The 13565-nt window shown below is 43.3% G+C and carries 11 protein-coding genes; 4 read left to right on the forward strand and 7 right to left on the reverse strand.

The features are described from left to right. The first annotated feature begins 55 nt into the window (after positions 1-55). Positions 56-1228: a 2-octaprenyl-3-methyl-6-methoxy-1,4-benzoquinol hydroxylase gene (locus tag BS19_RS11785; protein WP_038175550.1), complete on the forward strand. Its 1173-nt coding sequence runs from the start codon at positions 56-58 to the stop codon at positions 1226-1228. Between the two features lie 94 nt (positions 1229-1322). Here the strand turns inward: BS19_RS11785 and crr are convergent, their stop codons facing one another. From crr to cysZ, 5 genes are all read right to left on the reverse strand, one after another. Then, positions 1323-1832: a PTS glucose transporter subunit IIA gene (gene crr / locus BS19_RS11790; RefSeq protein ID WP_038175495.1), complete on the reverse strand. Its 510-nt coding sequence runs from the start codon at positions 1830-1832 to the stop codon at positions 1323-1325. A 105-nt stretch (positions 1833-1937) separates the two neighbouring features. Continuing rightward, on the reverse strand, positions 1938-3662 hold the full coding sequence (ptsI, locus tag BS19_RS11795; RefSeq protein WP_038175496.1) for a phosphoenolpyruvate-protein phosphotransferase PtsI: 1725 nt from the start codon (positions 3660-3662) through the stop codon (positions 1938-1940). 137 nt (positions 3663-3799) lie between these two features. After that, complete coding sequence (locus BS19_RS11800) at positions 3800-4057, reverse strand: HPr family phosphocarrier protein (RefSeq protein WP_032552209.1); 258 nt, start codon at positions 4055-4057, stop codon at positions 3800-3802. 297 nt (positions 4058-4354) lie between these two features. Then, a complete protein-coding gene (gene cysK / locus BS19_RS11805) occupies positions 4355-5323 on the reverse strand; it encodes a cysteine synthase A (protein WP_038175497.1) in 969 nt (322 codons plus the stop codon). Between the two features lie 193 nt (positions 5324-5516). Then, on the reverse strand, positions 5517-6263 hold the full coding sequence (gene cysZ, locus BS19_RS11810; protein WP_038175498.1) for a sulfate transporter CysZ: 747 nt from the start codon (positions 6261-6263) through the stop codon (positions 5517-5519). Between the two features lie 203 nt (positions 6264-6466). Here cysZ and zipA point away from each other — a divergent pair, with 203 nt between their 5' ends. The 3 genes from zipA to BS19_RS11825 all read left to right on the forward strand — a co-directional run bounded on the left by zipA (position 6467) and on the right by BS19_RS11825 (position 11292). Beyond that, a complete protein-coding gene (gene zipA, locus BS19_RS11815; RefSeq protein WP_038175499.1) occupies positions 6467-7324 on the forward strand; it encodes a cell division protein ZipA in 858 nt (285 codons plus the stop codon). A gap of 143 nt (positions 7325-7467) precedes the next feature. Next, on the forward strand, positions 7468-9483 hold the full coding sequence (gene ligA / locus BS19_RS11820) for an NAD-dependent DNA ligase LigA (protein WP_038175500.1): 2016 nt from the start codon (positions 7468-7470) through the stop codon (positions 9481-9483). Between the two features lie 513 nt (positions 9484-9996). Further along, a complete protein-coding gene (locus BS19_RS11825) occupies positions 9997-11292 on the forward strand; it encodes a porin (RefSeq protein ID WP_038175501.1) in 1296 nt (431 codons plus the stop codon). Between the two features lie 859 nt (positions 11293-12151). Here the strand turns inward: BS19_RS11825 and BS19_RS11835 are convergent. Both BS19_RS11835 and BS19_RS11840 read right to left on the reverse strand, forming a co-directional pair. Then, on the reverse strand, positions 12152-12607 hold the full coding sequence (locus BS19_RS11835) for an NfeD family protein (protein ID WP_038175503.1): 456 nt from the start codon (positions 12605-12607) through the stop codon (positions 12152-12154). A gap of 8 nt (positions 12608-12615) precedes the next feature. Further along, complete coding sequence (locus BS19_RS11840) at positions 12616-13536, reverse strand: SPFH domain-containing protein (protein ID WP_038175504.1); 921 nt, start codon at positions 13534-13536, stop codon at positions 12616-12618. Positions 13537-13565 lie beyond the last annotated feature (29 nt).

Consider the following 13565-nt stretch of genomic DNA (forward strand, 5'->3'; position numbering starts at 1 on the left):
AATGAAATCGTACAATAAAAAACAGTTAAAGAATCAACATGATGAAATACAAAATATGAGCAGATTTGATGTTGCCGTAATTGGTGGGGGCATGGTCGGAGCCGCTGTTGCGATCGGTTTTGCCAAGCAGGGAAGACGAGTAGCGGTTGTAGAAGGCTTGGCGCCTCGTCCTTTTTCCGCTGAGCAAGCGATGGACATTCGTGTTTCCGCCATTTCCGAACATTCAGTTTCTGTTTTAGAAAGCCTAGGAGCGTGGCAGAACATTGCCCAAATGCGTGTGTGCCCTTATCGGCGCCTAGAAACTTGGGAGCACCCAGAGTGCCGTACCCGTTTTCATTCTGATGCGCTTAATTTGGAGCGTTTAGGCTACATTGTCGAAAATCAAGTGATTCAGTTGGGACTATGGCAACAATTTGAATCCTGGCCTGAGATTGAACGGTTCTGCCCTGATACGTTGGATGATATTGAGTTTGGTGTAATAAACCAATTGACTCTCTCTTCTGGCGCAACGTTAGAGGCTGATTTAGTCGTTGGTGCGGATGGCGCCAACTCTAAAGTGAGAACACTCGCGGGAATTGGCGTAACGGCCTGGGACTATCGTCAACATTGCATGTTGATCAATGTGGAAACAGAACTCGCTCAGCAAGATATTACTTGGCAACAGTTTACCCCATCAGGACCACGCTCTTTTCTGCCATTAAGCTCTTTAGAGAGAAATGGTCAAACGGTAGGTCAAGGCTCTTTGGTTTGGTATGACTCGCCGAAACGAATTAAGCAGTTGTCGGCCATGACCCCTGAACAATTACGCCAAGAAGTGTTAACGCATTTTCCTCGCGAGCTTGGCGACATTCATGTACTGCAACACGGCTCGTTTCCTCTTACTCGCCGACATGCACAAACATACGCCAAGCAGCGCTGTGTTTTAGTTGGCGATGCTGCGCACACAATTAATCCGCTAGCAGGTCAAGGTGTGAACCTAGGCTTTAAAGATGTGGAGGCTCTATTGGCCGTGTGTGAGGGTAAGGGTGTGATTAGCCAACCAATGTTAGACAAATACCAACGCCAAAGGCGACCAGATAACTTGCTGATGCAGACGGGGATGGACGTGTTCTATAAAGGTTTCAGTAACCATATTGCGCCGTTAAAACTTGCACGTAACGCGGCGTTAAAGTTGGCAGAGCATAGCCCATTAAAAACGCAGGTTCTTAAATATGCTTTGGGGTTGTGATATCAATCTGACCAGATAGAAGTTGATATTATTGAACAAAAAAACAAAAACGCAGCCAAATGGCTGCGTTTTTTTGTGTTTGGCTAAGTAGTGATTACTTAGTGACACGTAGTACTGGTGTTTCACCAACAGTCACAGAACCAGAAAGCTTGTTCAGCTCTTTGATTTCGTCCATGTTAGAGATAACAACAGGAGTCAGTGTAGACTTCGCTTTCTCTTCAAGTAGAGCGAGATCGAATTCGATCACAGTGTCACCTGCTTTCACAGATTGACCTTCTTCAGCGATGCGCGTGAAGCCTTCACCTTTAAGCTCAACAGTGTCAATACCGAAGTGAACAAATAGCTCAACGCCATCGTCAGATTCAATAGAGAACGCATGGTTAGTTTCGAAGATCTTACCGATAGTGCCGTTTACAGGAGCTACCATCTTGTTGCCTGCTGGCTTGATAGCAATACCATCACCAACAATTTTCTCAGCGAAAACAACATCTGGCACATCTTCAATGTTGACGATTTCACCAGATAGAGGTGCGATGATTTCGATTGCACCAGCGTCAGCGCTGTCGTCAGATACTAGCTTCTTAAGTTTGTCAAACAGACCCATTGTGTCATGCTCCTAACGTTTTTATTTAATTCTGTCGAATAATAGTATACCAATCTCACAAGATAGACGACAAATTTCGCCGCCTATCTTATTGGTATTACCTGATTATTGCGTTTTCTCTGCGATAAATTTTTCTACTACGGCTTCAATTTCTGCCGCCGTTGGAAGAGACAGGGCTTGTTCTGCCATCGCTTTCACTTCAGCGAAGTTAGAGTTACGGATAACTTTCTTCACTTTAGGGATAGAGATACCACTCATCGAGAATTCATCAAGGCCCATACCAAGTAGGAGTAGAGTTGCACGTTCATCACCTGCAAGCTCGCCACACATACCGGTCCATTTACCTTCAGCGTGAGAAGCGTCAATGACTTGCTTAATCACGGTCAGTACTGCTGGTGACATTGGGTTGTAAAGATGAGAAATCATCTCGTTACCACGGTCAACCGCTAGGGTGTACTGTGTTAGGTCGTTGGTACCAATAGAGAAGAAGGCAACTTCTTTCGCTAAGTGGTGGGCGATCGCAGCAGCTGCTGGTGTCTCAACCATTACACCAACTTCGATGCTTTCATCGAAGGCATGGCCTTCTTCACGCAGTTCAGCTTTGTACTCTTCGATGGCTTTTTTCAGCTCACGAATTTCCTCAACAGAAATAATCATTGGGAACATGATACGCAGTTTACCATGTGCAGACGCACGTAGGATGCCACGTAACTGGTCACGAAGGATTTCACGACGGTCTAAGCTGATACGCACGGCGCGCCAGCCAAGGAACGGGTTCATCTCTTGTGGCAGATCCATATATGGAAGATCTTTGTCACCGCCGATGTCCATGGTACGTATGATTACCGACTCACCATGCATGGCTTCAGCCACTTCTTTGTAAGCTTGGTATTGCTCTTCCTCAGCTGGAAGTGCATCACGATCCATAAATAGGAATTCAGTACGGTACAGACCAACGCCTTCACCACCGTTACGAATGATGCCATCACAGTCTTTTACAGTACCGATATTACCGCACACTTCTACGCGATGACCGTCAATGGTCTCAGCGTGTAGATCTTTCAGTTTGGCAAGTTCTTCTTTTTCAGCAATGAAAGCCGCTTTCACTGCTTTTGCTTCTGCAAGTTCAGCGTCTGATGGGTTGATAACGATCTTGTTGTTCATCGCATCAAGAATCAGCATGTCGCCGTTCTTCACTTTCTTCGTGATGTCGTTAGTACCGACAATCGCAGGAAGTTCAAGAGAACGAGCCATGATAGAAGTGTGTGAAGTACGACCGCCGATGTCACACACAAAACCAAGTACGTAGTCTAGGTTGATCTGTGCTGTCTCAGAAGGTGTTAAGTCGTAAGCGACTAGGATCACTTCTTGATCGATATCGCTTAGCGATACGATGTTGATGCCGAGTGCATTTTTCACAAAACGTGTCCCGATATCACGGATATCAGTGGCACGTTCTTTTAAGTATTCGTCGTCTAGAGATTCTAGAGCGGATGCTTGCTCTTCGATAACGGTGTAGATAGCGTTATCAGCGTGCATCTTGTCATTCTTGATCAGTGCTAGGATTTCTTCCTCTAGCTCTTCGTCTTCAAGAAGCATGATATGACCTTCAAAGATCGCTTCTTTCTCTTCACCAAAGGTTTCAAGTGCTTTCTGTTTTACCATTTCTAACTGAGCTGAAGATTTGTTACGAGCGTCAAAAAAGCGCTGAACTTCAGCTTCAATTTGATCATCAGAAATAGCGTGTGTGTTTAGGACAATTTCATCTTCTTGAAGTAGTAATGCTTTACCGATAGCAATACCAGGAGATGCTAGGATGCCTGAAATCATAGCCTTACCTTAAATTGGTCAACTTTAAAACGGGAGAATAATGGATGCGCTAACGAATAGTTTTAGCTTATATTTTAGTTTATTTCCAACAAAGCCATTTTGTTATGCAAAATGGCTTTGAGAAACTAAAAACTGAATTAGTGCAGTTGGTCCATTAGAGCAACTAGGTGGTCAACAGCTTGTTGAGCCTGTGGGCCCTCAGCTGAGATAGAAACTACTGTACCTTTAACTAGGCCAAGAGTTTGTAATTTGAAAAGGCTTTTAGCGCTAGCGCTTTTACCGTTAGAAGTCACTGTGATGTCCGCATCGAATGATTTAGCTTCTTTAACGAACTGTGCTGCAGGACGAGTGTGAAGGCCATTTTCTGCAGTGATTTCTACTTGCTTCTCGTACATGTTATATACCCCAATTAATTTATATTTTGATAGTTTCTTAACCAGTTTTAGCTTAACCATAAAAAAGCATTTCTGCTAGTAGGCTAACCTAGATTGCGTGTTAGAACCGCGACTGGTGATTAATTTCTCAATCACGATTTCAGTCTGTGCTGTCTTTCGTCATTGATAGTAATTCTTACCTGCTTTTATTTTGCAGCTAGAAATAAAACAATCCTGATATTACCAAAGGTAGGGCAGGGATCAACAAAAAAGCCCCTGTACGGGGCTTTTTTAAACGAAAAATTGATTTGACACAGTTTACTGTTGGTTCTCTTTCTCGGTAAATATACCAGCAAATAGCGCGGTACTTAGGTAACGTTCACCCGAGCTAGGAAGTACGGTGACAATGGTTTTTCCTGCAAATTCAGGTAGTTCTGCGATGCGGTTCGCTGCGACAACAGCCGCGCCTGAAGAGATACCCGCCAAGATACCTTCCTCTTCCATTAAGCGTCGTGCCATTGCGATAGCTTCGTCAGAGGTTACGGCCTCAACGCGGTCAATCAGCTCCAAATCGAGGTTGCCAGGAATAAAACCAGCACCAATACCTTGGATTTTGTGCGGCGCAGGTTGAATTTCTTCTCCCGCTAGCGCTTGTGCAATGACTGGCGACTCAGCAGGTTCAACTGCAACAGAGACAATATTTTTGCCTTTTTCGCCTTTCAAGTAACGACTTGTACCAGTAATGGTACCGCCAGTTCCGACACCTGCCACGAACACATCGACTTCGCCATCTGTTGCATCCCAGATTTCAGGACCAGTGGTTTTTTCGTGAATTTGTGGGTTTGCTGGGTTGTTGAATTGTTGAAGAAGTAGGAATTTTTCTGGGTTGCTCGCAACGATCTCTTCTGCTTTAGCAATCGCCCCTTTCATGCCTTTTGCTGCTTCTGTTAACTCAAGGTTTGCACCCAGTGCTTTAAGCAATTTACGACGCTCAAGGCTCATCGACTCTGGCATGGTAAGGGTAAGCTTGTAACCACGAGCGGCAGCAACGAAGGCAAGAGCCACACCAGTATTACCACTGGTAGGTTCAACAAGCTCAACGCCAGGCTTAAGTGTACCGGCTTGCTCTGCTTCCCAAATCATGTTGGCACCAATACGACATTTTACGCTGAAGCTTGGGTTGCGGGCTTCAATCTTAGCCAGAACTTTACCATTACTGACTTTGTTTAGGCGCACAAGAGGGGTGTTACCAATGGTTTGGGAATTGTCTTCGTAAATCTTGCTCATGGTGTGATCCTTCATCTTTATTTCACTTCGGTTTGATTGAACTACCAGACCGAGTGGTATTAAGAAATAGTTGTTGATGTAGAGAGTAGGGCAGGTTCAAAAGCGAGAAAAGGATTAAATAGTTATATGATATGAAAGAGCAGCAAGCATACATCGATTTGTGAGCTTGCTGCTCTTAATCCGTTATCGCTATCTATTTATGATGATGTTTAAATTCGGCCACCCACATCGAGGTGGCGCCGCAGACGGCGACAGGCATAACAATAAGGTTCAGGATCGGAATGGTGGTAAATACCGATACCAAAGCGCCAAAGCTGTACGCTTTGCCCTGTTTTTGTTTCAAATTGTAACGCATATCATTGAACGGGATTTTATGGTTATCGAACGGATAATCACAATACTGAACGGCCAAGATCCACGCGGTAAAGATAAACCACAAGAAGGGACCTAAGGTCTGGCCAAGTGCCGGGATAAGCAGCAGTAAAAATAGACCAATAGCTTTGGGTAATACATAAACCAGCTTGCGCCATTCGCGAGCCAAAATACGAGGTGTATCTTTGATAATGGCCAACATCCCATCATCATTCACCTTTTGCTTGGTTAAATGCTCCTCGACCTTTTCCGCTAATAACCCATTCAGTGGCGCCGCTATAAAATTGGCTAGCGTACTGAAAAAATAGGAAAAAGTAGCAAGGATGGTCAATGCTAGTAGTGGCCAGAGTAGGTAAGTGAGCCACGATAAAAAGTCAGGCAGTTGACCTATCAGTTGCTCAATCCAAGTATCTAAATGAGAAAACAGGTAAAATAGTGCACCACCGACTAACAGTACATTAGCGAGTAGTGGCAAAATAACGAAACGGCGTATCCCTGGAGTGAGCGCAAGCGCTAATCCATGAAAGAAATAACCAAATCCAGAACGTTGTTGTATATAAGTATTCATAATGAGTCGATTGCTGTAAAAACGAACGCTTTGTATCTTAGCAAGAAAAAAGCGTGTTCAAAATCACAACATTAGTGGAACTTCTCACATTAAGTTGTTCTAAAACAGGGTCGAGTTTTGGTAGAGTAACTCACAGTTAAGGTTTAATCGTTTCTTTACGGCCAACTTTACATCGTGCTGTAACGAACAAATGAGAGCTAAAAATGCAGGAACTGCGATTTGTACTCATAATTGTCGGAGCCATAGCGATTGCCGCTTTGCTGTTCCACGGTTTATGGACGAGTAAGAAAGAAGGCAAAGCGAAGTTTAGTAGTAAGCCGCTTGGTAAGCTAGACGTTGATAGTAAATCGTCTGACTTGACCTCTGAACGCGCGTTTGCCCCAGAAGATGATTTTGAAATTATCAAGAAACAGCGTAAAGAGCCGGGTTTTGTCGCGCAAGATGAGATCATTGCTGACCCGCTTATCGATAGTTATCAACACCCCACAGACTCAGATCTTTTGGATAGTAAAGAGGAAGAGCTAGACGTTCCTTCATTTTCTACTCGGTCTATCGACGATGTTGTGGTCCCTGAGCCTGATGTTGAGAGCCAAATTGACGAGGTGCCCATTGCTGAGATTGAAGATGAGCAAGAGCCTGCGTTAGAAGTGATTGTGCTTAATGTGCATTGTGCAGGTAATGAACCTTTTATCGGCACTAAGCTGTTTGACAGCATGCAGCAAAACGGTTTGATCTATGGTGAAATGGATATTTTTCATCGCCATGCAGATTTATCTGGAACAGGGAAAGTGCTGTTCAGCGTGGCGAATATGATGAATCCAGGAACGTTAAAACATGACGATCCTGCGGCGTTTACCACCAAAGGCATCTCATTCTTCATGACCGTCCCCTGTTTTGGCGATCCAGAGCAGAACTTTAAATTGATGCTAAAAACGGCGCAGCAAATTGCAGATGACTTAGGTGCCAATGTTCTTGATGATGCAAGAAACCTGATTTCGCCTAATCGTATTGATGCGTATAAAGCGCAAATACAACAGTTTAAAGCGGCGCAGAAAGCCTAAGTTATTGATAAATAGTAGAGAGGCTCCGTATGGAGCCTTTTTTGATTAAGGCGGTGTTGCGCAAAGTGGAGTGGGTGTTTATAAACCATCGATTGCCACAAAGCTCTTCAAGACACCGTTTTTTAAAGTAGCAGAGTTCCCCTATGTCAACAGAGATCCAACAACAGCTAAACCAACTGCGAGAGACACTCCATCGTCACGGAGTGAAATATTACGTTGAAGACAGCCCGGAAATTCCAGACGCGGAATATGACCGTCTGATGCGCGAGCTTCTTAAACTCGAGTCTCAATACCCTGAACTGGCAACTTCAGACTCGCCAAGTCAACGTGTTGGCGGTATGCCGTTGAGTGGTTTCGAACCTGTTACTCATGAAATTCCAATGTTGTCGCTGGATAACGCTTTTGATGATGGTGAGTTAGATAGCTTCTATAAACGTATGTGTGACCGACTGTCCACTCAAACCATCGCCAGTTTTTGCTGCGAACCGAAGCTAGATGGTTTAGCGGTAAGCTTACTTTACGAACAGGGTGTATTGGTGCAAGCCGCAACACGAGGAGATGGCGCGGTTGGTGAGAACATTACCGAAAATGTACGCACCATCAAATCGATTCCTTTAAAACTGTACGGCTCGGGCTGGCCTGAACGGCTTGAAGTACGTGGCGAAGTTTTCATGCCGAAGGCTGGCTTTGAACAGCTTAACCAACAAGCCCTTAAAAAAGGCGACAAAGTGTTTGTTAACCCGCGCAATGCCGCAGCAGGAAGCTTACGTCAGTTAGATTCACGGATTACTGCGACAAGGCCCTTGAGTTTTTATGCTTACAGCGTTGGCGTTGTTGAAGGTGCCACTCTCTCGCAAAGTCACTATGAACGTTTCTTACAACTCAAAGGTTGGGGCCTGCCTATGTGCCCAGAGACAAAGCGAGTTTCGGATATGCAGCAAGTAAAAGCTTATTATCAAGACATATTGTCTCGCCGTGACGAACTGGCTTACGAAATCGATGGTGTGGTGATTAAGATCGATGCGATTGCACAGCAAGAACAACTTGGTTTTGTTGCCAGAGCGCCACGCTGGGCGATTGCCTATAAATTCCCGGCTCAAGAAGAGATGACCACTCTTAATGATGTTGAGTTTCAGGTCGGACGTACTGGGGCAATCACCCCCGTGGCTAAGCTTGAACCTATTTTCGTTGGCGGGGTAACTGTCAGTAATGCCACCTTACACAATGCGGATGAAATTGAACGTTTGGGTGTGATGATTGGCGACTGTGTCGTGATTCGTCGCGCAGGTGATGTGATTCCCCAGATCGTTTCTGTGGTTAAACAGCGTCGCCCTGACAATGCCCGAGCCATAGAATTTCCGGCAAGCTGCCCTGTTTGTCACTCAGATGTTGAGCGTGTTGAAGGGGAAGCGGTTGCACGCTGTACTGGCGGATTGGTATGTCAAGCCCAACGCAAACAGGCGTTGAAGCATTTTGTGTCACGAAAGGCTCTCGACGTTGACGGTCTTGGCGATAAAGTGATTGAGCAATTGGTCGATCGTGAAATGGTTGAAACACCGGCGGACTTATTTAAGCTGTCGGCCGGAGTATTGACTGTTCTGGATCGAATGGGGCCTAAGTCTGCGCAAAATGTGGTCGATGCTCTGAATAAGTCAAAACAGACAACATTAGCGCGGTTCTTGTATTCACTTGGTATTCGTGAAGTTGGTGAGGCTACCGCAGCAAACTTAGCCCATCATTTTAAAACCCTTGATAAGGTGATGGCTGCCACTCATGAACAGCTCGTCGAAGTACCGGATATTGGTGCGATTGTCGCAAGTCACATTACCGCCTTTTTTGCTGAAGATAAGAATCGCAGTGTTATCGAAGCGTTATTAGCTCAAGGTGTGCACTGGCCGAATATTGAAGAGATAACCGTTGATGTTCCCCAGCCTTTAGCAGGGAAAACAGTCGTGCTAACAGGGTCGTTATCGCAATTGACTCGAAGTGATGCTAAAGCGGCCCTTGAAAGTTTAGGCGCTAAGGTAACCGGCAGTGTATCGAAAAAAACCGATATATTGTTCGCGGGTGAAAATGCCGGTTCTAAGTTAACTAAAGCTCAAGAACTAGGTATTGAGATAAAAACAGAAGCCGACATCGTGGAACTTATCAAAAAATAACCTAATATCCTTATAATACAAGCTACCTAAAACCTCAAAATTACTAATTTTGAGGTTTTATTTTTTTCTGTAAATTAAGTTGTCGTAATAATCGTTAACCGATCCAATTAGTTTCCGTGACAACGATCTCCAATCTAAGAATTATCGCAGATTAATCAGAACCTATGCGACACACTTCAATAATTCAAAATCAAGTGTCAATATAAGCTATTGAAATATAACAAGTACTATTGTTTTTATTTAGTTCCTGACAAAAAGTAGATCTTGGTCACTCACTTGACAAAAATTTGTAGTGGCTCATATTTTTTTACTTGGAAATTAAGTTCTCATTGATGTTTTTTGATGCGAAGTTAGTCTTACACACATGGATACACAAGGTGTATGCAGGAAATAGAAAATCAACGGTTAATGATTAATTGACGGTTTTCAACATAGGAAATGATTTCTCCCTTCGGCGGCCAACTTAAGGTGAGAAAAACAAAAAACAGCTATATCCATTTTTAGGAGTTTTCCATGGACAAAATGTTTAAACGTACTCTTCTAGGTGCGGCAGTTGCTGCCGCAATGATAGCGGCTCCAGCAGCAATGGCTAATACAGAAAGTGCCGTTGGTGGTGAATATGTAGAGAAACTGAATGAGTTTATTGAAGGCTCATCACTTTCATCAATTGTTATTACAGATACACGCTATCGTTCTAAAGACACTGGTTCAGGTTATACAGCAGGACAGGATTACACGGACTATAACGTAGGCTTAAACTTTAGCTCTGGTTTCCACAATGGCTGGTTAGGTTTTGATGCTGGAGGTTATTTCTCAGGATCTGTATATAACAACACCGGCTGTTCAGAAATTACACTTTGTGATGGCTGGGATCGTAGTAGTGACTCTCTAAAGCTAACGACAGCGGCACTAAAATTTAAAGGCGGCGAGACTGAAACTAAGATCGGTTTTCTTCAATCTCATGGTATCGGTACAGTTGGTAACGTATGGTCATTCGTGCCTGGCACATACCGTGGTGCTACAGTCGTAGCCCCAATTGGAAGCTGGACTCTGGGTTACATTTTTACAGACGATCATAGTGCTCCTTGGTGGGAAAATACAAATCAATCTAGCTTCGATGATGAGGGTAAACCAAATGGTGAAAATGCCTTCAATAGCCTTCAATCACTAGGAGTAAACGGTAGTATTGGCGACGTTGCACTTAACCTAGGCGTTGGCTACGCAAGAATTGGTCATGGTGAAGACAATACGTCGTATAAGTTCATGATTAAAGCACCGTTGTTTGAAACAGCTAGTTTAGCATTTGACTTCTATGGTGTTAGTTCCGATGTCGATTATGATGGCTTAGGCTATATGGCAGGTCTGTCATATGCTCAAAGTTTTGATGCTCTAACATGGAACTCTGAAGTTCGCTACGCCGATTCGGATAACAATGCTGCTGTTACTCCTCGTACAGTTCGTAATTACGGTTCTAACAACGGCACATTTAGTCAGTACTGGAATGCTTTATCCGACTGGGATCAATCTGGTCAGCTATCATGGTACAACAAACTATCATATAGTTTTGGTGATGGTTGGTTTGTCGCAGGTGGAGTGGCCTTGAGTACTGTCGATGATAACAATGTAAACACTTACGATTCGGAGTATGCAGTTAATGCAGATATTGGTTATTCTCTACAATCAGGCTCATTGAAAGGTTCAACAATTAAATTGCATCTAACTCAACTTACTCGTGATATGAACGATGGGTCTGAGTTTGATTGGCAAGATATTCGTTTCCAAGTTATTATCCCTTACAACTTCTTCTAATAACGTTATAAACGGTAAAGCGAGCTTATGCTCGCTTTTTTCGTTTAAGTTAATCAGTCTACAGCACTTTACCGTCAAAAATCTTACAGTAGGTTATAGGAGTGTATTTAATCTCTCCTTTAGATGTTTCGCATTTGACAACCGGTCCTAAAGGTCCGTGTCCAGAGGTTTCTCCAGAAAACACTAATGAACTAAAAATTAGGCTATAGCCAGCGAAGAAAAAAGTTACTAGGTATTTCATCATTAAATACTCCAATTAATTTGAACTATCTCTTTATTGAAGAGATAGTTCTAGTATGAGCTATGACCTATAAAGATCAAAAAAATAGGCACATTTAAAAAAATTATCTAAAAATAACTACAACTTATTTTTTAAATAAAATAAATAAGTGTATGAATTCTATGGCTTGGTTATTTGAAATATTTGTTATTAATAAGGTGATTAACAAAAATAATGTTATATAGAGGAGGTTTTTTTTTGAATTAAAAAATTAACTTGCTGTATTTAATGGGTTATTTTTAAGATTTAAGTGCGATAAACACTAAAATTAATAAACGCTTAAATATATCTGAATAAAATGGGCATTTCTAACCTTACTAACATAAGTCATAGATTAAGGGGTCTTTATCTTGTTCAACAAATCGAATAACGTATTGGTGATGTGTTTATTGTTGGTTTTTCTTTATTTGTCACTGATTCAAACTTTGTTATTGCGACAGTGTTTGATAAAGGATGATGGTTTGTAGGTCCCACCAGAAAAACCAACTCTTCATTATCGCAAAGATTGTAAACGATCCCAACTGTAATTATCAACTCAGAGGGATCGCCGTGAGATTAGGTAAAGAGAAACTGAGGTTTCTAACAAGTTTTAGCTCTGATGGTTAAGATGATTCCATCTACGTCGATGATTTCCACCATAGTGTTTGCTGCAATAGCCTTATCTGAGCGCGCTGTCCAAGTCGAATCAGCAAACTTTATTCGTCCTTTACCTGCAGGGAAGTCTTCATCTAAACGAATGGTCTGTCCGATTAGCTGTTGCTGCTTTTGATTGAGCGTTCTTGCTGCATCATCTTGTGTGTCTGACTTCAGTTGTCTGCGCCACCACAACCAAGTGGTGGCAAGAGAGAACACCCCAAAAGCGACCCACTGAAGCTGCCAGCTGATGGGTAAGATGCTTAACAAAGCACCCACCACGATCGCGGATAGCCCTAGCCAAAGAAAATAGCCTGCCGTGCCGAGTAGCTCACAAGACAGTAAAGCCAAACCGAAAGCAAGCCAATGCCAGTAATTAATACTTTCCATCAACTCAATCATGAACGCCTCTACTTATTTTGTTGTGAATGTTTAAACATTTCAGCCACGCCTGCGATCGATCCCATTAGGCCTGTCGCTTCCAGTGGTAACATAATGATCTTGCTATTTTCTGCCTGACCAATACTTTTTAGTGCATCAGTATAGCCTTGAGCGATAAAGTAATTGACCGCCTGCATATCTCCTTTAGCGATAGCTTCAGATACCATCGTCGTTGCTCGTGCCTCTGCTTCTGCGGCGCGCTCACGTGCTTCTGCTTGAAGTATAGCGGCTTGTTTATCCCCCTCCGCTTTTAAAATCTCCGATTGCTTATGCCCTTCAGCACGTAAGATTTCAGCTTGTCTAACTCCTTCGGCTTCAAGAACTTCTGCACGTTTATTTCGCTCTGCCTTCATTTGAGCGTTCATCGCTGCGGTAAGATCCGCTGGTGGCTGAACATCTTTAATCTCAATACGGGTGACTTTAACGCCCCAAGGGTTCGTCGCTTCATCAACGATAGACAGCAGTTTGACGTTGATCATATCGCGCTGACTGAGCATTTCATCGAGTTCCATTGAGCCGAGGACAGTACGAATGTTGGTCAGAGTAAGATTGCGAATCGCGTGCTCTAGATCGTTGACTTCATAGGCGGCTTTGGCAGCATTAACCACTTGAACAAAACACACCGCATCAATGGTTACATTAGCATTGTCTTTGCTGATCACTTCTTGGGCAGGGATATCCAGAACACGTTCCATCATGCTGATTTTATGACCAATACGATCAATGAACGGAATAATTAGGTTAAGTCCCGGCTGAAGGGTATGAGTATAACGGCCAAAACGCTCGACAGTCCAAGTACTGCCTTGGGGGACGGTTTTTACCGCAGCAATAATCACTGCCACAATAGCAACAATAAAAACGCCAATAGTAATCAATGAATCAATAGCCATCTGTGAGTTCCTTATAATGATAATGATTC

It is taken from the genome of Vibrio pacinii DSM 19139 (genome assembly GCF_000711795.1).
Taxonomy (GTDB): Bacteria; Pseudomonadota; Gammaproteobacteria; order Enterobacterales; family Vibrionaceae; genus Vibrio; species Vibrio pacinii.